The following is a 24,279-nucleotide window of genomic DNA, read 5'->3' as shown; positions in this document are numbered from 1 at the left end:
GACTTCAAAGCCTGCCGTTGACGCACCACATCGACCCTTTCATTCAAATCCTGACGGGTCATCAGATCGCTATCGCCCGTTTCTTTCAAGCCATTGGCCCGCGAGCAAACGCGCTTTTGCATCCGCGGCAAACACCGCATCGAGCCCTTCGACCGCAGTCACAGGCTCATGATTCAGAACCTCCTCGATAATACCGGCGATTTCCAGGTAACGGATACGCCCATCAAGGAATGCAGCGACGGCCACTTCATTGGCTGCGTTAAGCATCGCAGGCGCACTGCCTCCAGCCTCTGCCGCGTGACGCGCCAGCCGCAGGCAGGGGAAACGCTCCTCGTCGGGCTTCTGAAAATCAAGCTGGCCGATACGGAACAAATCCAGAGGCGCAACACCAGAGTCTACACGTGCAGGCCAGGCCAATGCATTGGCGATGGGCGTACGCATGTCGGGATTGCCCAATTGAGCCAGTACAGAACCATCAACATAATCGACTAGCGAGTGGATCACGCTCTGTGGATGGATGACCACCTCGACCTGATCCGGCCGTGCGTCGAACAGCCAGCAGGCTTCGATCAGCTCAAGGCCCTTGTTCATCATGGTCGCCGAATCAACGGAAATCTTGCGCCCCATCGACCAGACAGGGTGAGCGCAGGCCTGTTCGGGCGTCACATTCTGCAACTGTTCGAGCGAGGTTTCGCGGAACGGCCCGCCCGAGGCGGTCAACATGATCCGCCGGACACCGACAGCACCAAGCCCGCGAGCAAAATCGCCGGGCAGACACTGGAAAATCGCATTGTGCTCACTGTCGATGGGCAACAGCACTGCACCACTCTGCCGAACAGCCTGCATAAACAGGGCGCCGGACATGACCAGCGCTTCCTTGTTGGCCAGCAAGACCTTCTTGCCCGCCTCTACCGCAGCCAGGGTTGGGCGCAGACCGGCAGCGCCGACAATGGCGGCCATAACTGCGTCGACGCGCGGGTGCGCAGCCACTTCACACAGGCCACCCTCGCCTACCAGAACCCGGGTGTCGAGCCCGGCCGCAGCGAGGTCGTCCTGCAATTTGCGGGCGGCGACCTGATCGGGAACCACGGCGTATTGCGGGGTATGCCGGACGCACAGGGCCAGCAACTCATCGAGACGACTGAAGCCTGTAAGCGCGAACACCTGATAAAGCGAAGGATGACGTGCGACGACATCCAGAGTGCTCAGACCGATAGAGCCTGTTGCACCCAGAATGGTGATGTGTTGCGGCCCACTCACATGACACCCCAGTCAGCGGCCCAGAGCAGAACAGCAAATACCGGAATGGCCGCCGTGAGGCTGTCGATACGGTCCAGCACCCCGCCGTGGCCAGGCAACAGATTGCTGCTGTCCTTGACCCCCGACTGGCGCTTGAACATGCTTTCGGTCAAGTCGCCAATCACCGAGATGAATACAATCACCGCTGCGCCGAAGAGCGCCGCAATGAACTGCGCAACCGTCCAGTCGCGGGAAAAGCCCACTGCTGCCGTGATGCCCAGACTGACCACCAGACCGCCATATACGCCCTCCCAGCTCTTGCCAGGGCTCACCTTGGGCGCCAGCTTGCGTTTGCCGAAAGCCTTGCCAGTGAAATAGGCGCCAATGTCGGCAGCCCAGACCAGCACCATCACTGACAGAATCAGCCAGTTACCCAGAGGCCACTGTTTGATCAGCACCAGCCCCTGCCAGGCAGGCAGCAAAATCAAAAGACCGATCACCAGCTTGCAGGCCGCGCTTGCCCAGTGGCTGCTGGAGTCCGGATAGGTAAGGACCAGAAAGGTCGCCACGCCCCACCAGATGACTGCTGCGACTAGCACCCAGGGCTCCAGCCCTGGCAGCAGATACATGAGGAACAGCAGAACAGCGACCACAGCCGCATAACCGACGCGCATCGACTGCGCAGCAAAACCTGCGAGCCGCGCCCATTCCCAGGCACCCAGCACGACAACCACCCCGATGAACAGGGCGAAGTACATGCCGGTCAGCAGGAAAAAACCACACAAGGCGATTGGCAACAGAATGAGTGCCGTGATGATCCGTTGTTTCAGCATTAAGCCCGGGCTCCAGCTTCTACCTGTTCGCTGGTTTTACCGAAGCGACGTTGGCGAGAAGCGAAATCTGCCAGCGCTGCGCGCATGGCATCGTGTTTGAAGTCCGGCCAGAACAGGTCGGAGAAGTACAGCTCGGCGTAGGCCAGCTGCCAAAGCAGGAAGTTACTGATGCGGTGCTCGCCACCGGTGCGGATGCACAAGTCCGGCAACGGCAGATCGCCCGTTGCCAGGCAGGTCTGCAGCAGCTCGGGGGTAATATCCTCCGGCTGCAGGTGCCCGGCCTGAACCTCGCGCGCCAGCCGCTGGGCAGCCTGTGCGATGTCCCACTGCCCACCATAGTTGGCAGCGATCTGCAGCACGAAACGGCTGTTGCCGGACGTGCGCACTTCCGCCTCGCGCATTGCAGCCTGCAGCTCGGGATGAAAGCGCGAGCGATCGCCAATAATCCGCAGGCTGATGTCGTTCTCGTTCAGGCGCTTGGTTTCGCGGCGTAGCGCCGTGAAGAAAAGCTCCATCAGCGCACCAACCTCTTCGGCAGGGCGCTGCCAGTTTTCACTGGAGAACGCGAACAGTGTCAGCACCTCAACCTTGGCTTCGGCACACACCTCGATAACGGCACGCACAGCGTCGACGCCCGCCTTATGGCCGGCAACGCCTGGCAGCAGGCGCTTCTTGGCCCAGCGATTATTACCATCCATGATAATCGCGACATGGCGCGGTACCGAAGACGGCACGGCCGGTTTTATCTTTTCCATGAAAGCGTCCGAAACCTTAAACAGCCATCAGATCAGCTTCTTTCTGCTTGACCGCAACTTCGATTTCCGCCACGAACTTGTCGGTCAGCTTTTGCACGTCGTCAGCCGCACGACGCTCTTCGTCTTCGCTGATTTCCTTCTCCTTGACCAGATCTTTCAACTGGCTCAGGGCGTCACGACGAATGTTGCGTACAGCAACACGAGCGTCTTCAGCGGCATCACGCGCCTGCTTGGTGAAGCCCTTGCGGGTTTCCTCGGTCAGGGCCGGCATGGAGATCAGCAGCAGCTCACCCAGGTTAGTCGGGTTGAAGCCCAGACCGGAGCTCTGGATAGCCTTGTCGACAGCAGCAAGCATATTACGCTCAAACGCCACGACCTGAAGAGTGCGCGAGTCCTTGACGGTCACGTTGGCAACCTGGCTCAGCGGCGTGTCGGCACCGTAATAAGGGACCATGACACCACCCAGAATGCTCGGGTGCGCCTTGCCGGTACGGATTCGGGTGAACGCGTGGGTCAGCGACTCCAGACTCTTCTGCATGCGGGTCTGAGCGTCTTTCTTGATTTCGTTGATCATTGTTGGGCTTCCTCGATCAGGGTCCCTTCAGCGCCACCATGGACGATATTCAGAAGGGCACCCGGCTTGTTCATGTTGAAGACGCGTAATGGCATCTTGTGGTCGCGACACAGGCAGATTGCGGTCAGATCCATCACGCCCAGCTTGCGATCCAGCACTTCATCGTAAGTCAGATGATCGAACTTCTCGGCATTCGGGTCCTTGAACGGATCTGCGGTGTACACGCCATCCACCTTGGTGGCCTTGAGCACTACATCGGCGTCGATCTCGATCGCACGCAGGCAGGCAGCCGAATCGGTCGTAAAGAACGGATTACCCGTACCCGCAGCAAAAATCACCACTTCCTTGGCGCTGAGATGGCGCATGGCCTTGCGGCGATCATAATGATCGGTCACACCCAGCATGGAAATGGCCGACATCACGATGGCCGTGATATTAGCGCGCTCCAGCGCATCGCGCATTGCCAGGGCGTTCATCACAGTGGCCAGCATGCCCATGTGGTCGCCTGTTACCCGATCCATACCCGCAGCACTCAAGGCCGCGCCACGGAAAAGGTTACCGCCGCCGATCACCAGGCCGACCTGAACACCGATACCGACCAGTTGGCCGACTTCCAGCGCCATACGGTCCAGCACCTTGGGGTCAATGCCGAACTCTTCCGAACCCATGAGGGCCTCACCGCTGAGCTTGAGTAGAATGCGTTTATAGCGAGCCTGATAACCACTGCCCTGCTGAGCCATTGCGAATCTCTCCTGCGGCGTTTTCTGAAAAAAATCTGTGCCGGCTATTTCAAGCCTGCGCTTACTTTAGCTTGACGCTCTGCGAGCGTCGGGAGAATGCAGCCTTGTGAGCACAATCTCCAAGGAAAATTTCCTTTTCTCTTTCGACAAAGAGGCCGCACGCGTGAGCGGGCAGCCTCTTTGGGGCGACAGTTGAAAAACCGTCTTACTGCTTGGCAGCAGCCAGCTGTGCAGCCACTTCGTCAGCGAAGTTATCAACTGGCTTCTCGATGCCGTCGCCTACTTTGAAATAGGTGAAGGAAACGATTTCAGCACCGGCTTTCTTGGCCAGATCACCGACCTTGACTTCCGGGTTCTTGACGAACGCCTGCTCGACAAGACTGGCTTCTGCCAGGAACTTGGTGATACGGCCGCCAACCATTTTTTCAACGATTTCAGCTGGCTTGCCTTTGATCTTGTCTTCGTTCAGTTGCAGGAAGACGTTTTTCTCGCGCTCGATCGCTTCGGCAGAAACTTCCGAAGGGAACAGGAACTCGGGGTTGCTTGCCGCTACGTGCATGGCGATATCTTTAGCCAGCTCGACGTCGCCACCTTTAAGGGTAACAACCACGCCAATCTTGTTGCCGTGCAGGTAAGTACCTACAACGTCGCCCTCGATACGCTTCAGGCGGCGGATGTTGACGTTTTCGCCAACCTTGCCGACCAGCACCAGACGTGCGGCTTCCTGAGCTTCGATCAGCGGAGCGACGTCAGTCAGCTTGTCAGCAAAGGCTTTTTCGACGCTTGCAGCAACGAAGGCCTTGAAGTCGTCCTGCAGAGCCAGGAAGTCGGTCTGCGAGTTGACTTCGATGATGACAGCAGCCTTGCCGTCGTCCTTGATAGCGATAGCGCCTTCAGCAGCAACGTTACCTGCTTTCTTGGCGGCCTTGATGGCGCCGGAAGCACGCATATCGTCGATTGCCTTTTCGATGTCGCCGCCAGCCTTGGTCAAGGCCTTTTTGCAATCCATCATGCCTTCGCCGGTACGCTCGCGCAGTTCTTTGACCAACGCTGCAGTAATCTCTGCCATTTCAAAATCCTCTTGGATAGGTCTTCAACCATTCCACCCGGCTCGCCGGGCGTGCAATTCTTGAAAAATCAGGGTGGCAGCAACACATGACAGCAAGGTCATGGCTACAGACCGACAAATCATTTCCTAGGTGGCAAAAAGGGGGCTAAGCCCCCTTTTCGCGTACTGAGTAAACGCCAGGCGTTTGTACTCAGCCTTCTACAGCAGCTGCAGCTGGAGCTTCTTCGACGAATACGTCGGTGCCGCCAGCAACATTGTTACGACCACGGATAACAGCGTCAGCCATCGAACCCATGTACAGCTGGATGGCGCGAATGGCGTCATCGTTGCCCGGGATGATGTAGTCAACGCCTTCCGGGCTGCTGTTGGTATCGACAACGCCGATAACCGGGATGCCCAGCTTGTTGGCTTCGGTGATCGCGATGCGCTCGTGATCAACGTCGATAACGAACAGTGCGTCTGGCAGACCGCCCATGTCCTTGATACCACCCAGGCTGCGATCCAGTTTTTCCAGATCACGGGTGCGCATCAGGGCTTCTTTCTTGGTCAGCTTGGCGAAAGTACCGTCTTCGGACTGTACTTCCAGCTCGCGCAGACGTTTGATCGACTGACGGATGGTCTTGAAGTTGGTCAGCATGCCACCCAACCAGCGATGGTCGACGTACGGCGAACCGCAACGTGCTGCTTCTTCAGCAACGATTTTGCCAGCGGAACGCTTGGTGCCGACGAACAGAATCTTGTTTTTGCCCGAAGCCAGGCGCTCAACGAAAGTCAGAGCTTCGTTGAACATAGGCAGGGTTTTTTCAAGGTTGATGATGTGAATCTTGTTACGCGCGCCGAAAATGTACTTACCCATTTTCGGGTTCCAGTAACGGGTTTGGTGACCGAAGTGCACACCGGCCTTCAGCATATCGCGCATATTGACTTGGGACATGATAGTTCCTTGATAAGTCGGGTTAGGCCTCCACGTATCCCAATGACCAACCAATGGCATCTGCCAAGGGCACCCAGGTCATCGTGTCGACACGTGTGTGGGTTTGTGCTTCTAAGGACGGACCTTGGAAAGCGGCGCATTTTATATCACAAAAGGGAAGAGAACGGAACTCCCATCAAGTTCTTGTTTTGCGGTGCTTTTAAAGCCGCATCCGTTGCCTAGATAGAAGGAAGCGATGATTACCCGGCACCGGCGGTCTGATAGAATTGCCCCTTTGCGCACCAACCGCGTGCCAGCCACGCCGAGAGATTCTGTATGACCATCACCCTCAAAACCCCGGAAGACATCGAAAAGATGCGCATCGCCGGTCGCCTGGCCGCCGATGTTCTGGAAATGATAGCGCCTCACGTAAAGCCCGGTGTGACCACCGAAGAGCTGGACCGCCTCTGCCACGATTACATCGTCAACGAGCAGCAGGCGATCCCTGCCCCGCTGAACTACAAGGGCTTCCCCAAGTCGATCTGCACCTCGATCAATCAGGTGGTCTGCCACGGCATCCCGAGCGACAAGAAGCTGAAGAACGGCGACTCGCTCAACATTGACGTTACCGTCATAAAGGACGGGTACCACGGAGACACCAGCAGGATGTTCCATGTCGGTACCGTTCCGGTATGGGCCGAGCGCCTGTCGAAAGTGACTCAGGAGTGCCTGTACAAGGCCATCGAAATCGTCAAGCCCGGCACTCGCCTGGGCGACATCGGCGCCGTTATTCAGAAACACGCTGAAAAGAACGGTTTCTCCGTGGTCCGTGAGTTCTGTGGTCACGGCATCGGCAAGGTGTTTCACGAAGAGCCGCAGGTCATGCACTTCGGCGAGGCCGGAACCGGTGTTGAACTGCAGGAAGGCATGACCTTCACCATCGAGCCGATGATCAACCAGGGACGTCCTGAAACCAAGATTCTTGGCGATGGCTGGACGGCGATCACCAAGGACCGCAAGCTCTCGGCGCAATGGGAGCACACGCTGCTGGTAACCGCTGACGGTTACGAAATCTTCACTTTACGCAGCGACGACACTATTGCACAAAAAGCCCCCTGACCGGAGGCTGCACGACTGAACACCCGACCCGACGTGAGGAATCCTGCTCCATGCCGCAAGTAGATCCAGACTTGTTCGATCGTGGCCAGTTCCAGGCCGAACTGGCCTTGAAAGCCAGCCCAATCGCTGCGTTCAAGAAGGCTATCCGCAGGGCGAAAGACGTCCTTGATGATCGCTTCAAGTCGGGGCGCGACATTCGGCGACTGATTGAGGACCGGGCATGGTTTGTAGATAACATCCTGCAGAAGGCCTGGGATCAGTTCGAATGGAGCGAAGATGCCGATATCGCCCTGCTTGCAGTGGGTGGCTACGGGCGCGGCGAGCTGCACCCGTACTCGGACATTGACCTGCTGATCCTGCTGGACAGTGATGACCACGAAGTTTTTCGCGAACCTATCGAGCGGTTTCTGACGCTGCTCTGGGACATCGGCCTGGAGGTCGGGCAAAGCGTGCGCTCTGTCAATGAATGTGCGCAGGAAGGCCTGGCCGACCTGACTGTCATCACCAACCTGATGGAAAGTCGCACCATCGCCGGCCCCGAGCATCTGCGCCAGCGCATGCTGGAAGTCACCAGCACCGAGCACATGTGGCCTAGCAAGGAGTTCTTCCTTGCCAAGCACGCCGAACAGAAAAAGCGTCATCACAAGTACAACGATACCGAATACAACCTGGAACCCAACGTCAAGGGCTCGCCCGGCGGCCTGCGCGACATTCAGACCATTCTGTGGGTTGCGCGACGCCAGTATGGCACGCTGAATCTGCACGCACTGGCAGGCGAAGGCTTCCTGTTGGGCAGCGAAAACGCCCTGCTGGCCTCCTCCCAGGAGTTTCTCTGGAAAGTGCGCTATGCGCTGCACATGCTGGCCGGACGATCAGAAGATCGGCTACTGTTCGATTATCAGGTCCGCATCGCCGGTTTGCTGGGCTATGAAGACAGTGACGCCAAGCTCGCCATAGAGCGTTTCATGCAGAAGTATTACCGCGTGGTCATGAGCATCGCCGAACTCAGCGATCTGATCATCCAGCATTTCGAAGAGGTGATTCTTTCCGACGACAGCAGCACACCACAGCCGATCAATTCGCGCTTCCAGCTGCACGACGGCTATATAGAAGCCACCACCCCGAACGTCTTCAAGCGCACCCCGTTTGCCATGATCGAGATCTTCGTGCTCATGGCCCAGCACCCCGAGATAAAGGGCGTGCGCGCCGACACCATTCGTTTGCTGCGTGAACACCGGCACCTGATCAACGATGATTTCCGTAACGATATTCGCAACACCAGCCTGTTCATCGAGCTGTTCAAGTGCGAGATCGGCATTCATCGCAACCTGCGCCGAATGAACCGCTACGGCATTCTCGGGCTGTATCTGCCGGAATTCGGCCATATTGTCGGGCAGATGCAGCACGACCTGTTCCACATCTATACCGTCGATGCGCACACGCTGAATCTGATCAAGCACCTGCGCAAGCTGCAATACACCGAAGTGTCGGAAAAATTTCCGCTGGCCAGCAAAATCATGGCTCGACTGCCAAAGCCGGAGCTGATCTACTTGGCCGGGCTGTACCACGACATTGGCAAGGGCCGTGGCGGCGATCACTCGGAACTGGGCGCAATAGATGCACAGGCGTTCGGTACGCGCCATCATCTGCCCGACTGGGACACCCGCCTTATTGTCTGGCTGGTGAGCAACCATCTGGTCATGTCGACCACAGCACAGCGCAAGGACCTTTCAGATCCACAGGTCATCCACGATTTCGCCCAGTTCGTTGGCGACGAAGTGCATCTTGACTATCTGTATGTGCTGACCGTTGCCGACATCAACGCGACCAACCCGACTCTCTGGAATTCGTGGCGCGCCAGCCTGCTGCGCCAGTTGTACACCGAGACCAAGCGCGCCTTGCGCCGCGGCCTGGAAAACCCGGTTGATCGCGAAGAGCAGATCCGTCGCACCCAGACCGCAGCGCTGGACATCCTGGTACGCAACGGCACTGACCCTGACGATGTAGAGCAACTCTGGTCAGCGCTGGGAGACGATTATTTCCTGCGCCACACCGCTGGCGACGTCGCCTGGCACAGCGATGCCATCCTGCAGCAGCCAGCCGACGGCGGCCCGCTGGTGCTGATCAAGGAAACCACTCAGCGGGAATTCGAGGGCGGCACGCAGATATTCATTTACGCCCCGGACCAGCATGATTTCTTCGCTGTGACCGTGGCGGCGATGGACCAGTTGAACCTGAACATTCATGACGCGCGCATTATCACGTCCAGTAGCAAGTTCACACTCGACACCTATATCGTCCTCGACAACGAGGGCGGTTCGATCGGTGACAATCCGGAACGTGTTCAGGAAATCCGCAACGGCCTGACTGAAGCGTTGCGCAACCCGGATGATTACCCGACGATCATCAAGCGCCGCGTGCCTCGCCAGCTCAAGCATTTTGCTTTCGCACCGCAAGTCACCATTCACAACGACGCCCAGCGCCCGGTGACGGTACTTGAACTGCTGGCACCTGACCGCCCTGGCCTGCTGGCGCGCATCGGCAAGATCTTCCTGGAGTTCGATCTGTCATTGCAGAATGCCAAGATTGCGACCCTGGGCGAGCGCGTGGAAGACGTCTTCTTCATCACCGACGCGAACAATCATCCGCTGTCCGATCCACAGTTGTGCAGCCAGTTGCAGGACGCAATCGTCAAGCAACTGAGCGTCAACTCAGAGCCCGGCCATGATTTACGGATCAGCATATGACCACTCGGCCAAACGAATCGACTCAACGCAGCCCATTGAGGAACACCCCACATGAATAACGCCATGCAACTGCTTCAGCCTTACCCTTTCGAGAAGCTGCGCGCCTTGCTGGCCGGCGTAACGCCCAACCCGGAAAAGCGCCCTGTTGCATTATCGATTGGTGAGCCGAAGCACCGCTCACCCGATTTCGTCGCCAAGACACTGGCAGACAACCTCGATCAGATGGCGGTTTACCCGACCACGCTGGGTATCCCGGCACTGCGCGAAGCCATTGCCGGCTGGTGCAACCGCCGATTCGGCGTACCACAGGGCTGGATCGATCCGGCACGCAATGTATTGCCGGTCAATGGCACACGCGAAGCGCTGTTCGCCTTCACCCAGACAGTGGTCAAGCGTAGCGATGACGGCCTGGTGATCAGCCCGAACCCGTTTTATCAGATCTATGAAGGCGCCGCCTTTCTGGCCGGAGCCCAGCCTCACTACCTGCCATGCCTGAGCGATAACGGTTTCAACCCCGATTTCGACGCAGTCAGCGCGGACACCTGGAAGCGCTGCCAGATCCTGTTCCTGTGCTCGCCGGGTAACCCGACCGGAGCACTGATTCCGGTTGAGACCCTGAAAAAACTCATCGCCCTGGCCGACGAACATGACTTTGTCATTGCTGCGGACGAATGCTACAGCGAGCTGTACTTTGATGAGCAGACTCCACCGCCTGGCTTGCTCAGCGCCTGCGTCGAGCTGGGTCGCCAGGATTTCAAGCGTTGCGTGGTGTTCCACAGCCTGTCCAAGCGTTCCAACCTGCCAGGCCTGCGTTCAGGTTTTGTGGCAGGTGATGCAGACATTCTCAAGGCCTTCCTGCTGTATCGCACTTATCACGGCTGCGCCATGCCGGTACAGACTCAACTGGCCAGCATCGCTGCCTGGAATGACGAGGAGCACGTACGCGCGAACCGTGACTTGTACCGTGAAAAATTCGATGCCGTGCTCGACATCCTCACGCCAGTGCTCGACGTCCAGCGCCCGGACGGAGGGTTTTACCTGTGGCCTAATGTCGGCACCGATGATGCTGCATTTTGCCGAGACCTGTTCATCGATCAGCATGTGACTGCAGTGCCGGGTTCGTACCTTTCCCGCGAGGTGGATGGCGTCAACCCGGGTGCCGGCCGGGTTCGCCTGGCGCTCGTGGCACCTCTGGCCGAGTGCGTCGAAGCCGCCGAACGTATCCGCGCATTCCTGAGCAAATAAAAAGCCAAGCTTCAGGAGGACAGCCCCGCCGCACGCGATGTGCGGCGGGGTAATTAGTTACCACCTGCTACACCCTGCACAAACGTACCTTCAGCCTTCATTTTTCAGGCTTCCTGACAGGAAGCGAACTACGATGAAGGTCAATCTCATGCCTGCACCCGCCACACAGAACATAACGCTGCCTGCATCCTGCGCCATGCGCAGTGCAAAGAATCATCAGGCCGCTTACGAAGCCGCCATTCGCGAAAACCCAGCCAACGCAGCAATCACTCCTGCTTGCGAATCAGGAATGGGCTATGGCTGCGAAGAGTCAACGCACACGGCACGCCTTCTGGTGTCGTTCAGCAAATACTGGGCACGCGGGCGGACCTTGAAAATTCTTTTCCAGCAACACTCTTCTGCCAGTCTGACAACTCCCATTGTCGAAGCGGCGAAGAGATGGCTGCCTCACATAAATCTGAAGTTCGAGTTTGTGACAGACGGGGCCAGCGATATTCGAATAGGCTTCAACGAGCATCTGAACTGGAGCGCCATAGGGACTGATGCCCTGCTGACAAAGCAGAATGAAACCACCATGGAATTCAACGTCAAAGAGCTGTTCACGACAGACCTGAAACCCATGCCGGACTTGACGCGCATCGTGCTCCATGAATTCGGGCACGCCTTGGGAGCAGTTCACGAGCACCAGCATCCTCAGGCAAACATCCCCTGGAACGAACCGCTTCTACGCCCCCTGCTTTTACAATCCGGATTGACTGACGAAGAAATCAATACCAATTTTTTCGACAAGTACGAAGCTGCTGATTTCTACTATTCGGCTTACGACCGTGATTCCGTCATGCATTACGATATTCCCAACGGCCTGACCCTTGGCGACTTTGAAATTATCAACACAGGAAAGACGCTCAGCCCTGACGACATCAAAGTGATGGGGTCCATATACCGGGACGAAGAGCACTCAACGCTTGAAACGCTCTGACAGGACATCGTAAAGAAAATACAGATCGTCAGGCAGTGACGCGGAAGCAGTGCCTGCAAGGCGCGGGGTGATAGCCCTGCGGAATTCGCCAGTAACCGCATTTGAGCCATCGCGCCGCGTACGCCACCCCGTGTGGCGCGATGGCTTTACAGCGATACCGGTCACTGTCGTGTTCGCAATTTTTCCGCAACCCACCCGACCGCCCAACTCACCGGGTCATGGGACTGCATGGGCAATAACGGCTTTCCTTCACGCGCGGCCAGCCTGCCTTGCGTCTCAGCCTCACCATGAATCCAGATCGTACTTTGCTTGAACCCCTCGGCACGTTGACGTTCCCTGTAATAACGTTGCCGGACAAGCGCTTCTTGACGCTTCCTCTCTTGTTCAGACATAACGCACCCAGCCTTTAAATGGAAAGCAATAATTGCCCGCCAAGGCCTGCCACTCAAGCGTGGGAGGGTGAAGTTTTCTTAATGATGGTTAGCGTTATTATCTAGTTTTTGTTCAGTCTCTGTACCAATCCTGTCACAACACGGCGCGGCCTGACGTGGCATAATAGCCGGCTAAATTGCGAGGAGAGAAAGTGGGGAGTATCGAGCAAGATCAGCCACCCCACCCCAAAACAATGACTTACACTCTATTTGGTATCAAAGCCTGCGACACCATGAAGAAGGCTCGCACCTGGCTCGACGATAATTCCGTGAGCTACGAATTTCATGACTACAAGACACAGGGCATCGACCGGGAACACCTCACGCACTGGTGCAATGAACACGGCTGGCAGGTAGTGCTGAACCGCGCAGGCACCACCTTTCGCAAGCTCGATGACGGACAAAAGGCCGATCTCGATCAGGCGAAAGCCATAGAACTGATGCTCGCGCAGCCGTCCATGATCAAGCGTCCGGTGCTTGATCTGGGCAATAAAACCCTGATCGGCTTCAAGCCCGACCTGTATGCAGCGGCTTTACAGTAAGCAAGAGCGCTACTGAAAGCCCCTAGATAAAGCCAAGAGGTATTTACATGTCCACTACCCTGTTCAGCCTGGCCTTCGGCGTCGGCACTCAAAACCGTCAAGGCTCATGGCTCGAAGTATTTTACGCTCAGCCGCTGATCAATCCTTCCGCAGAACTGGTCGCGGCCATCGCGCCTGTTCTGGGTTACACCAGCGGCAATCAGGCAATCACCTTCAATGTGGACCTGGCCTACAAGCTGGCCGAAGCGGTCAAATCCGTGGACGCGACCCAGGCCGCGCTGCTGACTCGTCTGGCGGAAAGCCAGAAGCCGCTGGTTGCTACCCTGCTGGCTGAAGATGCAACACTGACGTCGACTCCAGAGGCCTACCTCAAGCTGCACCTGCTGTCGCATCGCCTGGTCAAGCCGCACGGCCTGAACCTGGCAGGTATCTTCCCGTTGCTGCCAAACGTAGCCTGGACCAGCCAGGGTGCGGTCGATCTCGCCGAACTGGCCGAACGCCAGCTTGAAGCACGCCTCAAAGGCGAACTGCTGGAAGTGTTCTCGATCGACAAATTCCCGAAAATGACCGACTACGTCGTACCGAGTGGCGTTCGTATCGCTGACAGTGCTCGTGTGCGTCTGGGCGCTTACATCGGCGAAGGCACCACCGTCATGCACGAAGGCTTCGTCAACTTCAATGGCGGCACCGAAGGCCCGGGCATGATCGAAGGCCGCGTTTCTGCAGGCGTATTCGTCGGCAAGGGCTCTGATCTGGGTGGCGGCTGCTCGACCATGGGCACGTTGTCGGGCGGCGGCAACATCATCATCAAGGTTGGCGAAGGCTGCCTGATCGGTGCCAACGCCGGCATCGGTATCCCGCTGGGCGATCGCAATACAGTGGAATCGGGTCTGTATGTGACAGCCGGCACCAAGGTCGCGCTGCTCGATGAAAACAACGAACTGGTCAAGATCGTCAAGGCACGCGAGCTGGCAGGTCAGAACGACCTGTTGTTCCGTCGCAACTCGCAGACCGGCGCAGTGGAATGCAAAACCCACAAGTCGGCCATCGAGCTGAACGAAGCACTGCACGCTCACAACTGATGCTGTGTGCGGGTTCAAGGCTGCGGCCTTGAACCCGCCTCCACACGCTGGACGAACAATGCCCCTCATTTCTCCCTGGCGTGGCGACTTCCCCGCTATCGCCGCCCTGCAACGGCAAGGCCAGACCTATCTGGACAACGCCGCCACCACGCAAAAACCCCAGGCGCTGATCGGTGCCCTGACTCATTACTACGTCAACGGTGCCGCCAACGTGCATCGTGCCCAGCATCTGCCGGGCGCACACGCCACCCAGGCGTTTGAAGCCAGCCGTGGCAAGGCCGCGCACTGGCTGAATGCCGGCGAGAGCGGACAAATCATCTTTACCCACGGGGCCACTTCTGCGCTCAACCTGCTGGCCTATGGGCTGGAGCATGGTTTCACTGCGGGCGACGAGATCGCCATTAGCGCACTGGAACATCACGCCAACCTGCTGCCGTGGCAGCAACTGGCTCAGCGCCGCGGCCTGAAACTGGTGATACTGCCACTCGATCCCGATGGCGTGATCGACTGCCATGCTGCGGCCAGCCTGATCGGCCCTCGCACGCGTCTGCTCGCAGTCAGTCAGTTGTCCAACGTGCTCGGCACCTGGCAGCCGCTCGCCCGCCTTATCGCACTGGCGAAGGCGCAAGGTGCGCTCACGGTGGTGGACGGATCACAAGGTGTGGTGCATGGGCGCCATGATGTACAGGCACTGGGCTGCGACTTTTATGTATTTTCCAGCCACAAGCTTTATGGCCCTGAAGGGCTTGGTGTGCTGTACGGACGCAACGACGCGCTACCGAGCCTGACGCACTGGCAGTTCGGCGGCGAGATGGTGCTGACCACTGATTACCAGCACGCGAAATTTCGCCCGGCACCGCTGGGCTTTGAAGCGGGCACCCCGCCCATCGCCAGCGTGATCGGTCTGGGCGCTACGCTGGCTTACCTGGAAAGCCTTGATCATCAGGCGGTCGCGGAACACGAAGCAAATCTGCACCGTCGCCTGCTTGAAGGACTGCAAAAGCGTGAAGGTATTCAGGTGTTGGGTTCACCAGACCTGGCGCTGGCCAGCTTCGTCGTGGAAGGCATACACAACGCCGATCTGGCTCATCTACTGACCGAACAGGGTATTGCCGTGCGCGCTGGTCGTCACTGCGCGATGCCACTGTTCGATACGCTCGGCCTGCCCAGCGCAATTCGTGTTTCGCTGGCGCTCTACAATGATTCAGATGACTTGCTGCGGTTTTTCAGCGCACTGGATCAAGCACTGGAGCTGCTTCGATGAGCCTTCCCGCATTGGCGCAGACCGCGCTCGACAGTTTTTCCCAGCCACAGAGCTGGGAACAGCGCGCACGCCTGCTCATGCAATGGGGGGATCGCCTCCCCTCGTTGAGCGACGAAGAAAAGACGGGCGACAATCTGGTACACGGCTGCGAAAGCAAGGTCTGGCTGACGGGCGAAGTCAGCGCAGGAGCCTGGCTGTTCCGGGCCAGCAGCGACGCCCGGCTGATTCGTGGTCTGGTGGCGCTGCTGCTGGCCCGCGTTAACGGTCTGTCGGCTCCGGAGCTGGAAGCCGTAAACTTGCCCGACTGGTTCGGTCAGTTGGGCCTTGGTCGCCAGCTCTCACCGTCACGCAGCAACGGCCTGAATGCCGTGCTGCAGAGGATGCGTCAGTTGACTCAAGCCTGATCGGGCGCTGCAATCGCTGGCTTGATCCGTTCCGAAGGCCGTCGCGCACCTGCTACCAGCTTGTCCACTGCACGCGTGGCGGCGACCATGCCGAACGTGGCAGTGACCATCATCACCGCGCCGAAGCCGCCTGCACAGTCAAGCTTTACGCCCTCACCGACGAACTTCTTTTCCAGGCAAATGCTGCCATCAGGCTTGGGGTAGCGCAGTTGCTCACTGGAAAACACGCAAGGCACGCTGTAGTGGCGGTTCGGTGTGCGTGAAAAGCCATAGTCGCGACGCAAAGTGGAACGGACCTTGGAAGCCAGCGGGTCGTTGAACGTGCGGTTCAGATCGGATATCTGAATCAGGGTCGGATCAATCTGCCCACCGGCACCACCGGTGGTGATCATCTGGATCTTGCGCCGTTTGCACCACGAAATCAGCGCTGCCTTGGCGTTGACGCTGTCGATACAGTCAATCACGAAATCCATGTCCGGGGTGATGCACTCAGCCATCGTATCGCGGGTCACGAAATCAGACACCGCATGCACGATGCAATCAGGATTGATCGCGCGAATTCGCTCGGCCATCACTTCGACCTTCGGCCGACCGACCGTGCTGTCCAATGCATGCAATTGGCGGTTGCTGTTGCTGACACAGACATCGTCCATGTCAAACAGCGAAATCTCGCCAACGCCACTGCGCGCCATCGCTTCCGCCGCCCACGAGCCCACGCCGCCGATACCGACCACCGCCACATGAGCCGCGTGCAGGCGCGCCAGCCCTTCAATGCCGTACAAACGGGCGATGCCAGCGAAACGTGGATCTTCTGCGCTCATGATCAATACCTCAAAAACCGGCGCGCATTATAGGGGTTTGTCGGGGGTTAAGGCACCCGGCTTGTCGCCCCGTCGGGATCAGGGCTGACGGGGCAAAAACTATCTGTTCTGCAAAGACAGCATAGAAAAAAGTCTAAGCAGTCGAAACGTCCAACACATCAAAGCCGCTAGGGTTAATGGACGCGACAGGGAGTCGCGGTATAGAGACACCGCATGGAGCACGTTTCAGACATGGATGAATATTCAAACAAGGCAGGCACGTGGCTGAAAAACCTGTTCAAAACCAGGTTCAACTATCCGCCCAACTGGCCTGCAATGATCTCTGGCGTGGCCTACGCCCCTTTTCGACCGGGCCAAAGCCCCTACAAACAGATTTTTCCGACGCGTGATCAGATAAGAGAAGACCTGCTGCTACTTCGAAGCATTACCCGGAATATAAGAACTTACTCGGTGGAAGGGACATTGATGCATATCCCCGAACTCGCCGAAGCACTGGGCATGAATGTCACGCTTGGCGTGTGGATAACAGAGGATGAAACGCACAATATCGAGGAAATAAATGCAGGGATCGAGCTCGCCAACCGTTACTCCAGCGTGCAACGCCTGGTCTTGGGAAATGAAGTCCTGTTTCGTGAAGATGTTCCCATCGACCTGCTTATTCTCTATCTGCAGACCGCACGACGCGCCGTCAATGTGCCTGTTTCGACCTCCGAGATATGGACACAATGGTACGAGACGCCGGAACTCGTCAGGAATGTCGACTTCATTGCCGCCCATATTTTGCCTTTTTGGGAAGGCGTTTCAGCGCTGGACGCGACCGCGATCACTCTGGCACACGCGAACGAACTGAGAACGAGATTCCCCGACACCCCCCTCATACTTTCCGAGATTGGCTGGCCGAGCAAGGCCATCGCCAAGAGGCGGATGACGACCTCTGACGCAGAGCACTCGATATACCTGCGCAACCAGATTCCATTACTGGATCAGCACGGCCATGACTATTTCGTGATAGAAGCCTTCGATCAGCACTGGAAGACTGAAGAAGGTCTGCCCGGGCCTAATTGGGGTTTGTTCGATGCAAAGCGCAGATTAAAACTGCACATCAACGGCCCGGTAAAATGCCGGTCAACATGCTCTCGGAAATACTCAGGCTTATCACCCGCCTTAAACCGGAGTCGTGGCCTACAGGCGCCTTGATAATCGTGCTGGCTTATTGCGTATTGTCAGGGTTCGGCATGCACTACTCACAGCCACTGCCCGCCTGGCTCGCGCTGCCTGTTGCCTTTATCTGGGCTGCCAGCATACTGACTTACACAGGTATCGAAACGCATGAGTTCCTCGAAGCCTGCTGGGGGACGGATGCCCCACGCTCTTTCTACCCCCACCATAGCCCTGTTGACCCCACCCCGAAAGTTTCCCTGCATACAACGAACCTCCGGACATGGTGAAACGGACGCTCGACTCGTTGCAAACGCTGGAGTACCCGGACTTCGAAGTGCGGGTCATCGACAACAATACTCAGGACCTGGCCATATGGAAGCCTATCGAGCTCTATTGTCAACAACTCGGCCCTCGGTTCCGGTTTTTTCATGTCAATCCACTTCCCGGATTCAAAGCGGGTGCACTTAACTACCTTCTGAGGCATACCGCTGAAGACGCAGAAGTGGTGGCAGTGGTCGACGCTGATTACTGCGTCCATCGACAGTGGCTCAAGCATATGGTGCCGCACTTTATGGACCCCAAGATTGCAGTCATTCAATCGCCACAGGATTATCGCGACGGTCACGAAAGCCTGTTCAAACGTTGCTGTCAGGCCGAGTACCGAGGCTTTTTCAACATCGGCATGGTCATCCGTAACGATCAAGATGCAATGATCCAGCACGGCACCATGACACTGATCCGCCGATCAGCACTGGACCGGCTGGGCTGGGCGCAATGGTGCATATGCGAAGATGCCGAACTTGGCCTGCGTATGCTGGAGCATGGCGCTGTATCCGACGATAGGCAAGGCGGTACTGTCGGGGCTCGTCACATCAGGCATGCCGTTCTTTAGAACGCCCAAACACACTTCCGGAAACCTGATCGGGCAAACCCTTCTCGATGTAAAAGAAGAACTGTCTACCGTGCTGATCTCATGGATCACGATTATGCTTTTAATCACACACAAAGCATTCATCAGCATGAATTCAGGTTTCTGGATAGCCATGCTCTTGGCTCAATCACTCCCTTACCTGGCGGCAGTGGTCATGGCAATACTGTCGGCTCTCGCAAACCGCTCGGCGCGGCCCGCAATCTGACCTATCCACAGCGCACAATAAACGACGGCCCCAGGTCGTCGTTTTGCTTTAAGATATCCGCCTTTTCGCGCCCAAAGTCTTGCTACCGGAGTTCTGTACATGACTGCCTCTACCGACCTGTCGCCCACCCTTCAACTTGCCTGCGATCTGATCCGCCGCCCGTCAGTGACGCCGGTCGATGCAGACTGTCAGGCAGTGATGATGCAACGCCTGGGCAATGCCGGCTTCAAGCTGGAGCCCATGCGTATCGAAGACGTCGATAACTTCTGGGCCACACACGGCACTACCGACGGCCCGGTACTGTGTTTCGCAGGTCATACGGACGTGGTTCCTACCGGTCCGGTGGAGAACTGGCAGAGCGACCCGTTCGATGCGTTGATCGACGAGCACGGCATGCTCTGCGGACGCGGCGCAGCAGACATGAAAGGCAGCCTGGCAGCCATGCTGGTGGCCGCCGAGCGCTTTGTAGCCGATCACCCGAATCACAACGGTTCGGTGGCATTCCTGATCACCAGTGACGAAGAAGGCCCGGCGCACCACGGCACCAAGGCTGTTGTCGAACGTCTGGCAGCGCGCAAGGAGCGTCTGGACTGGTGCATCGTCGGCGAACCTTCGAGCACCACGCTGGTGGGCGATGTGGTCAAGAACGGCCGTCGTGGTTCGCTGGGCGCCACCCTCACTGTGCGCGGCAAACAGGGCCATGTGGCTTACCCGCATCTGGCGAAGAACCCTATTCACCTTGCAGTTCCGGCACTTGCCGAACTGGCCGCAGAACACTGGGACCACGGTAACGATTTCTTCCCGCCGACCAGCTTCCAGATCTCCAACCTGAACGCCGGCACGGGTGCAACCAATGTCATCCCGGGCGATCTGGTGGCAGTGTTCAACTTCCGTTTTTCGACCGAGTCGACCGTCGAAGGCTTGCAGCAGCGCGTTGCCGCCATCCTCGACAAGCACGAGCTGGACTGGCACGTGAACTGGGCGTTGTCCGGCCTGCCGTTCCTGACCGAGCCGGGCGCACTGCTGGATGCCGTATCGTCCAGCATCAAAAGCGTCACGGGCCGCGACACCAAAGCCTCGACCAGCGGCGGAACCTCCGACGGCCGATTCATCGCAACCCTGGGTACGCAAGTGGTTGAACTGGGGCCGGTCAATGCGACGATTCACCAGGTCAACGAGCGAATTCTGGCCAGCGACCTCGATGTGCTGACCGAGATCTACTACCAGACTCTGGTCAAGTTGCTCGCCTGATGCTGACCTGCCCGATCTGCTCTGCGCCGCTCAGTACCGCCGACAACGGCGTGGTATGCCCGGCCAACCACCGCTTCGACCGTGCACGTCAGGGGTATCTGAACCTGTTGCCGGTGCAGCACAAGAACAGCCGCGACCCCGGCGACAATCAGGCCATGGTTGAAGCACGGCGGGACTTCCTCAACGCCGGGCATTACGCCCCGGTAGCCCGGCGGCTGGCTGAACTGGCCGCCGAGCGCTCCCCCTCGCGCTGGCTGGACATCGGCTGCGGCGAAGGTTATTACACCGCGCAAATAGCCGAGGCCTTGCCCCACGCCGATGGCTATGCGCTGGACATCTCCCGCGAAGCGGTGAAGCGCGCCTGCCGTCGTGACCCCAGGCTGACCTGGATGGTTGCCAGCATGGCCCGTGTTCCCTTGCCGGATGCCAGCTGCCAGTTTCTGGCCAGTGTGTTCAGCCCGCTGGACTGGCTTGAAGCCGAACGCTTGCTGACGCCGGGCGGAGGACTGATGCGGGTCGGCCCGACCAGTGAACATCTCATGGAGCTGCGTCAGCAGCTTTACGATGAGGTCCGCGACTATGCCGACGACAAGCACCTGTCTCTGGTGCCACCCGGTATGCAGTTGCAACACAGCGAAACACTGCGCTATACGCTGAAGCTGATCGACGGCCAGTCCCGTGCCGATCTGCTGGCCATGACGCCTCACGGGTGGCGCGCCAGCGCCGAGCGCCGGACTGCCGTCATTGAGCAATCAGGACCTTTCAAGGTCACCGTTTCCATGCGCTACGATTATTTCGTGCTGCAATAAGCATTCAACAGAGGCACCCATGCGCCAACCCGATATCGAGATATACCTGAAAGACGAAGACGTCGACCACAAGGCCATTGCCCAATGGCTGAGCGTCGCACTGGGCCCGTGCAGTGACTGGAACCAGAAAGGCCAGACCTGGAAGTGCAAGGCCGACAATGTGACCGTAACCTGGCTGCCCAGAGCAGTCGGCAAATGGAACAGTCTGCACCTGGACAGCGATCAGACCCCGTGGGAAGACGACATCGCCTGCGCCCGCTCGGCATTCAACGCCTTGAACGTCGAAGTGCGTTGCGCACCCGGCACCTGGGTTGAAGAAGAAAGCGATGAAACCGCCGACCGCTGGATACGCGTCAGCGCCGATGGCGAGGAAGAAATCACCTGGCGCACTTCGTAAGCCTTTCGCAGCGACGGTATCAGGATGTGCCGTCGCGGCTCTCGAAGGTGGCCGCTCAGTCTTTACTCTTCTACATACACCAGGCTTTTTGCCGATCGCTTCGGGATACGTCACACTGACGCCCATCTCGGGCAGCCGCCCGTCCCTTACTCAGCAGAAGCCGTATGACCCGTTCTCCGTTCCGTCGTCTTGTGTTCGGCACCCTGCGCCGATTGTTGTATGTCTGGGTGCGCTCGGAAACCATCAATCAGTCGTCTTTTACGCTCAACCTGGACCGTAGCCGTCCGGTGTTCTATGCCCTGCAGTCGCCGTCTATAAGCGATCTGGCGGTGATCGACACCGAATGTCGCAAGGCTGGCCTGCCGCGCCCCGTACTGTCGGTAGCGGTCGGCAACCTGATAGAGCCTGCTGCATTCTTTTACCTGACCCCGGCGCCTGACTGGCTTGGCCGCCAGGACAAGCGCGGCGCACCGCCGACACTGGAACGTCTGGTCGCAGCCGTGAGCCAGAACCCCGGCGAAGATGCGCAGATCATCCCGGTCAGCGTGTTCTGGGGCCAGTCACCTGACCGCGAGTCCAGCGCCTGGAAACTGCTATTCGCCGACAGCTGGGCAGTGACCGGCCGCTTGCGCCGTCTGGTCAGCATCCTGATTCTGGGCCGCAAGACCCGCGTGCAGTTTTCCGCACCGATTCACATGCGCGAACTGGTGGGTGAAAACAAAGGTTACGAACTGACCTTGCGCATGACACAGCGTCTGCTGCGCGTGCACTTTCGCAACCTGAAAAGCGCGGTCATCGGCCCGGACGTTTCGCACCGGCGCACCGTGGTCAAAGGACTGCTGGACGAGCCGCTGGTCAAGCAGGCGATCATCGAAGAAGCCGAACGGGAGAACATCACGCAGGACAAGGCGCGGGACCGGGCGCTGAGCTACGGCAACGAGATCGCCTCGGACTATACCTATTCCGTTATCCGCTTCATGGAAGTCGTCCTCAGCTGGTTCTGGAACAAGATTTACGACGGCATCAAAGTCAGCCACATCGAAGGCGTGCAGGAAGTCGCGCCAGGGCATGAAGTCATTTACGTCCCCTGTCACCGTAGCCATATCGATTACCTGCTGCTGTCCTATCTGCTGTTTCGCAACGGGCTCACGCCGCCGCACATCGCTGCCGGCATTAACCTGAACATGCCGGTCGTCGGCAGCCTGCTGCGCCGTGGCGGGGCGTTTTTCATGCGCCGCACATTCAAGGGAAACCCGCTGTATACGGCGGTTTTCACCGAGTACCTGCATACGCTGTTCATCAAGGGTTTCCCGGTCGAATACTTTGTCGAAGGCGGCCGATCGCGGACCGGGCGCATGTTGCAACCGAAAACAGGCATGCTTGCCATCACCCTGCGCAGCTTCCTGCGCAACTCGCGGATGCCGATTGTGTTCGTTCCGGTGTACATCGGCTACGAGCGCGTGCTGGAAGGCCGTACTTATCTGGGCGAATTGCGCGGAGCGACCAAGAAGAAAGAGTCGATCTTCGACATCTTCAAAGTCATCGGTGCGCTGAAGCAGCGTTTCGGCCAGGTATCGGTGAACTTCGGTGCCCCCATCAAGCTGGCCGAGTTCCTTGACGGCGAACAACCGGACTGGCGCGAGCAGGAGTTGGCGCCGCAATTTCGCCCGGAATGGCTGAGCGAAACCACTCATCGGCTGGGTGAACGTGTAGCCCAGCACCTGAATGAAGCCGCCGCCGTCAACCCGATGAATCTGGTTGCTGTGGCCTTGCTGTCAACGCAAAGGCTGGCGCTGGACGATCAGGCCATGGAACGTGTTCTCGACCTCTACCTGACGCTGCTGCGCGCTGTACCGTACTCACCGCACACCACGCTGCCGGAAGGCGACGGGCGCTCGCTGATCGAGCACGTCAAAGGCATGGACCTACTCGCCGAACAAAAAGATGCACTGGGCAAAATTCTGTACCTCAACGAACAGAATGCGGTCCTGATGACGTACTACCGCAACAACGTCTTGCACATCTTTGCCCTGCCCTCACTGCTGGCAAGCTTTTTCCAGAGTTCGTCGCGCATGAGCCGCGACCAGATCCTGCGCTACACACGTGCGCTGTATCCGTTCCTGCAATCGGAACTGTTCATTCGCTGGCCGCTGAGCGAGCTGGATGAGGTGGTCGATCAATGGCTGGCTGCGTTCGTCGAGCAAGGCTTGCTGCGCTTCAAAAAGGACGTCTATGTGCGTCCGGAGCCCAGCTCCCGCGAGTTCGTGCTGCTAACCCTGTTGTCACGGGCCATCGCGCAGACCCTGCAGCGCTTCTACATGGCAATCGCCTTGTTACTCAACAGTGGACAGAACACATTGAGCGCCGAACAGCTGGAAGACCTGTGCACGGTCATGGCCCAGCGCCTGTCTATTCTGCATGGCCTTAACGCACCGGAGTTCTTCGACAAGAGTCTGTTCCGCCACTTCATCCAGACCTTGCTGGACCTGGGCGTGCTGCGCAAGGACAGCGCCGGCAAACTGAGTTATCACCCAATGCTGGGCGAACTGGCAGAAGGTGCGGCAAAGCGGGTGTTACCGGCCGAAATCCGTCTGTCGATACGGCAAGTGGCGTTACACAGCAATGAAGAAGAGCAGGATGCGGGAAATGATCAAGGCGCAGCGTAGGGTTTTTCCGCAATTAGCCGGGGATCTTTAGACGAGCGTTTTATGCTCCCCGGCCGCTGCTAAGGTGTGGTTTGTACCCATGACTGGTACTCATCACACTCA

Annotated in this window: 21 protein-coding genes and 1 pseudogene; 13 read left to right on the top strand and 9 right to left on the bottom strand. The window is 58.1% G+C overall.

The window, feature by feature from the left end; translation table 11 throughout:
• Nucleotides 1–69: 69 nt before the first annotated feature.
• The 7 genes from ispC to rpsB form a co-directional block, all read right to left on the bottom strand.
• Entirely contained in the window at nt 70–1,260 is a 1,191-nt protein-coding gene (ispC, locus tag RGM3321_RS10600; RefSeq protein WP_244393009.1) for a 1-deoxy-D-xylulose-5-phosphate reductoisomerase, read from the bottom strand.
• Nucleotides 1,257–2,072, bottom strand: coding sequence for a phosphatidate cytidylyltransferase (locus RGM3321_RS10595; RefSeq protein WP_244393008.1), 816 nt, complete (start codon nt 2,070–2,072; stop codon nt 1,257–1,259). Before RGM3321_RS10595 ends, ispC begins: the two co-directional genes overlap by 4 nt.
• A complete protein-coding gene (gene uppS, locus RGM3321_RS10590; RefSeq protein ID WP_002554726.1) occupies nt 2,072–2,827 on the bottom strand; it encodes a polyprenyl diphosphate synthase in 756 nt (251 codons plus the stop codon). Before uppS ends, RGM3321_RS10595 begins: the two co-directional genes overlap by 1 nt.
• Nucleotides 2,828–2,843: 16 nt before the next feature.
• Nucleotides 2,844–3,401, bottom strand: a complete 558-nt coding sequence (gene frr / locus RGM3321_RS10585) for a ribosome recycling factor (RefSeq protein WP_004657953.1) — start codon at nt 3,399–3,401, stop codon at nt 2,844–2,846.
• Entirely contained in the window at nt 3,398–4,141 is a 744-nt protein-coding gene (gene pyrH / locus RGM3321_RS10580; protein WP_002554728.1) for a UMP kinase, read from the bottom strand. Before pyrH ends, frr begins: the two co-directional genes overlap by 4 nt.
• Nucleotides 4,142–4,346: 205 nt before the next feature.
• The gene (gene tsf / locus RGM3321_RS10575; protein WP_003415531.1) at nt 4,347–5,210 is read right to left on the bottom strand and encodes a translation elongation factor Ts; all 864 of its coding nucleotides are present in this window, start codon (nt 5,208–5,210) and stop codon (nt 4,347–4,349) included.
• 190 nt (nt 5,211–5,400) lie between these two features.
• Nucleotides 5,401–6,144 carry a 30S ribosomal protein S2 gene (gene rpsB, locus RGM3321_RS10570; RefSeq protein ID WP_002554730.1) on the bottom strand — a complete coding sequence of 248 codons (744 nt, stop codon included), beginning with the start codon at nt 6,142–6,144 and terminating at the stop codon, nt 5,401–5,403.
• 315 nt (nt 6,145–6,459) lie between these two features.
• Between rpsB and map the strand changes: the two genes are divergently transcribed.
• The 4 genes from map to RGM3321_RS10550 all read left to right on the top strand — a co-directional run bounded on the left by map (nt 6,460) and on the right by RGM3321_RS10550 (nt 12,213).
• Nucleotides 6,460–7,242 carry a type I methionyl aminopeptidase gene (map, locus tag RGM3321_RS10565; RefSeq protein ID WP_244393007.1) on the top strand — a complete coding sequence of 261 codons (783 nt, stop codon included), beginning with the start codon at nt 6,460–6,462 and terminating at the stop codon, nt 7,240–7,242.
• Between the two features lie 50 nt (nt 7,243–7,292).
• Nucleotides 7,293–9,989 (top strand): [protein-PII] uridylyltransferase, encoded by a 2,697-nt coding sequence (locus RGM3321_RS10560; RefSeq protein ID WP_244393006.1) that lies wholly within the window; start codon nt 7,293–7,295, stop codon nt 9,987–9,989.
• A 51-nt stretch (nt 9,990–10,040) separates the two neighbouring features.
• A complete protein-coding gene (gene dapC / locus RGM3321_RS10555) occupies nt 10,041–11,234 on the top strand; it encodes a succinyldiaminopimelate transaminase (RefSeq protein WP_244393005.1) in 1,194 nt (397 codons plus the stop codon).
• 133 nt (nt 11,235–11,367) lie between these two features.
• Nucleotides 11,368–12,213, top strand: coding sequence for a matrixin family metalloprotease (locus RGM3321_RS10550; RefSeq protein WP_244393004.1), 846 nt, complete (start codon nt 11,368–11,370; stop codon nt 12,211–12,213).
• A gap of 161 nt (nt 12,214–12,374) precedes the next feature.
• Here the strand turns inward: RGM3321_RS10550 and RGM3321_RS10545 are convergent, their stop codons facing one another.
• Nucleotides 12,375–12,605: a hypothetical protein gene (locus tag RGM3321_RS10545; RefSeq protein WP_058399650.1), complete on the bottom strand. Its 231-nt coding sequence runs from the start codon at nt 12,603–12,605 to the stop codon at nt 12,375–12,377.
• 233 nt (nt 12,606–12,838) lie between these two features.
• Here RGM3321_RS10545 and RGM3321_RS10540 point away from each other — a divergent pair, with 233 nt between their 5' ends.
• Genes RGM3321_RS10540 through RGM3321_RS10525 form a run of 4 tightly spaced genes read left to right on the top strand, consistent with a single transcriptional unit; the run spans nt 12,839 to nt 15,936 of the window.
• A complete protein-coding gene (locus RGM3321_RS10540; protein WP_244393003.1) occupies nt 12,839–13,186 on the top strand; it encodes an ArsC family reductase in 348 nt (115 codons plus the stop codon).
• Nucleotides 13,187–13,233: 47 nt separating this feature from the next.
• A complete protein-coding gene (dapD, locus tag RGM3321_RS10535; protein WP_244393002.1) occupies nt 13,234–14,268 on the top strand; it encodes a 2,3,4,5-tetrahydropyridine-2,6-dicarboxylate N-succinyltransferase in 1,035 nt (344 codons plus the stop codon).
• A gap of 58 nt (nt 14,269–14,326) precedes the next feature.
• A complete protein-coding gene (locus RGM3321_RS10530) occupies nt 14,327–15,532 on the top strand; it encodes a cysteine desulfurase (protein ID WP_244393001.1) in 1,206 nt (401 codons plus the stop codon).
• A complete protein-coding gene (locus RGM3321_RS10525) occupies nt 15,529–15,936 on the top strand; it encodes a SufE family protein (RefSeq protein ID WP_244393000.1) in 408 nt (135 codons plus the stop codon). Before RGM3321_RS10530 ends, RGM3321_RS10525 begins: the two co-directional genes overlap by 4 nt.
• On the opposite strand, the gene tcdA is transcribed toward RGM3321_RS10525, so the two are convergent.
• Nucleotides 15,927–16,757, bottom strand: coding sequence for a tRNA cyclic N6-threonylcarbamoyladenosine(37) synthase TcdA (gene tcdA / locus RGM3321_RS10520; RefSeq protein ID WP_244392999.1), 831 nt, complete (start codon nt 16,755–16,757; stop codon nt 15,927–15,929). The genes RGM3321_RS10525 and tcdA overlap by 10 nt on opposite strands.
• Nucleotides 16,758–16,988: 231 nt before the next feature.
• Here tcdA and RGM3321_RS28385 point away from each other — a divergent pair.
• From RGM3321_RS28385 to plsB, 5 genes and pseudogenes are all read left to right on the top strand, one after another.
• Nucleotides 16,989–19,054 (top strand): annotated as a pseudogene (locus tag RGM3321_RS28385) (glycosyltransferase).
• 99 nt (nt 19,055–19,153) lie between these two features.
• Nucleotides 19,154–20,305: a succinyl-diaminopimelate desuccinylase gene (dapE, locus tag RGM3321_RS10505; protein WP_244392997.1), complete on the top strand. Its 1,152-nt coding sequence runs from the start codon at nt 19,154–19,156 to the stop codon at nt 20,303–20,305.
• Entirely contained in the window at nt 20,305–21,114 is an 810-nt protein-coding gene (locus RGM3321_RS10500) for a putative RNA methyltransferase (protein WP_244392996.1), read from the top strand. Before dapE ends, RGM3321_RS10500 begins: the two co-directional genes overlap by 1 nt.
• A 19-nt stretch (nt 21,115–21,133) precedes the next feature.
• Nucleotides 21,134–21,511, top strand: coding sequence for a hypothetical protein (locus tag RGM3321_RS10495; RefSeq protein ID WP_244392995.1), 378 nt, complete (start codon nt 21,134–21,136; stop codon nt 21,509–21,511).
• Between the two features lie 164 nt (nt 21,512–21,675).
• Nucleotides 21,676–24,177, top strand: coding sequence for a glycerol-3-phosphate 1-O-acyltransferase PlsB (gene plsB, locus RGM3321_RS10490; RefSeq protein ID WP_244392994.1), 2,502 nt, complete (start codon nt 21,676–21,678; stop codon nt 24,175–24,177).
• Nucleotides 24,178–24,279: the final 102 nt, after the last annotated feature.

The sequence above is a fragment of the Pseudomonas sp. RGM 3321 genome (assembly GCF_022836805.1).
In the GTDB taxonomy this organism is placed as follows: domain Bacteria; phylum Pseudomonadota; class Gammaproteobacteria; order Pseudomonadales; family Pseudomonadaceae; genus Aquipseudomonas.
Note: the sequence above shows the minus strand (reverse complement) of the source record. Positions and strands in the feature narration are given on the sequence as shown.

Coding starts and splice junctions, on each gene's coding strand:
- dapE (WP_244392997.1), top strand. CDS start 19,154: ATGACTGCCTCTACCGACCTGTCGCCCACCCTTCAACTTGCCTGCGAT.
- RGM3321_RS10545 (WP_058399650.1), bottom strand. CDS start 12,605: ATGTCTGAACAAGAGAGGAAGCGTCAAGAAGCGCTTGTCCGGCAACGT.
- rpsB (WP_002554730.1), bottom strand. CDS start 6,144: ATGTCCCAAGTCAATATGCGCGATATGCTGAAGGCCGGTGTGCACTTC.
- RGM3321_RS10530 (WP_244393001.1), top strand. CDS start 14,327: ATGCCCCTCATTTCTCCCTGGCGTGGCGACTTCCCCGCTATCGCCGCC.
- frr (WP_004657953.1), bottom strand. CDS start 3,401: ATGATCAACGAAATCAAGAAAGACGCTCAGACCCGCATGCAGAAGAGT.
- dapD (WP_244393002.1), top strand. CDS start 13,234: ATGTCCACTACCCTGTTCAGCCTGGCCTTCGGCGTCGGCACTCAAAAC.
- tcdA (WP_244392999.1), bottom strand. CDS start 16,757: ATGAGCGCAGAAGATCCACGTTTCGCTGGCATCGCCCGTTTGTACGGC.
- RGM3321_RS10595 (WP_244393008.1), bottom strand. CDS start 2,072: ATGCTGAAACAACGGATCATCACGGCACTCATTCTGTTGCCAATCGCC.
- plsB (WP_244392994.1), top strand. CDS start 21,676: ATGACCCGTTCTCCGTTCCGTCGTCTTGTGTTCGGCACCCTGCGCCGA.
- RGM3321_RS10525 (WP_244393000.1), top strand. CDS start 15,529: ATGAGCCTTCCCGCATTGGCGCAGACCGCGCTCGACAGTTTTTCCCAG.
- uppS (WP_002554726.1), bottom strand. CDS start 2,827: ATGGAAAAGATAAAACCGGCCGTGCCGTCTTCGGTACCGCGCCATGTC.
- tsf (WP_003415531.1), bottom strand. CDS start 5,210: ATGGCAGAGATTACTGCAGCGTTGGTCAAAGAACTGCGCGAGCGTACC.
- RGM3321_RS10495 (WP_244392995.1), top strand. CDS start 21,134: ATGCGCCAACCCGATATCGAGATATACCTGAAAGACGAAGACGTCGAC.
- dapC (WP_244393005.1), top strand. CDS start 10,041: ATGAATAACGCCATGCAACTGCTTCAGCCTTACCCTTTCGAGAAGCTG.
- RGM3321_RS10560 (WP_244393006.1), top strand. CDS start 7,293: ATGCCGCAAGTAGATCCAGACTTGTTCGATCGTGGCCAGTTCCAGGCC.
- RGM3321_RS10500 (WP_244392996.1), top strand. CDS start 20,305: ATGCTGACCTGCCCGATCTGCTCTGCGCCGCTCAGTACCGCCGACAAC.
- map (WP_244393007.1), top strand. CDS start 6,460: ATGACCATCACCCTCAAAACCCCGGAAGACATCGAAAAGATGCGCATC.
- RGM3321_RS10540 (WP_244393003.1), top strand. CDS start 12,839: ATGACTTACACTCTATTTGGTATCAAAGCCTGCGACACCATGAAGAAG.
- pyrH (WP_002554728.1), bottom strand. CDS start 4,141: ATGGCTCAGCAGGGCAGTGGTTATCAGGCTCGCTATAAACGCATTCTA.
- RGM3321_RS10550 (WP_244393004.1), top strand. CDS start 11,368: ATGAAGGTCAATCTCATGCCTGCACCCGCCACACAGAACATAACGCTG.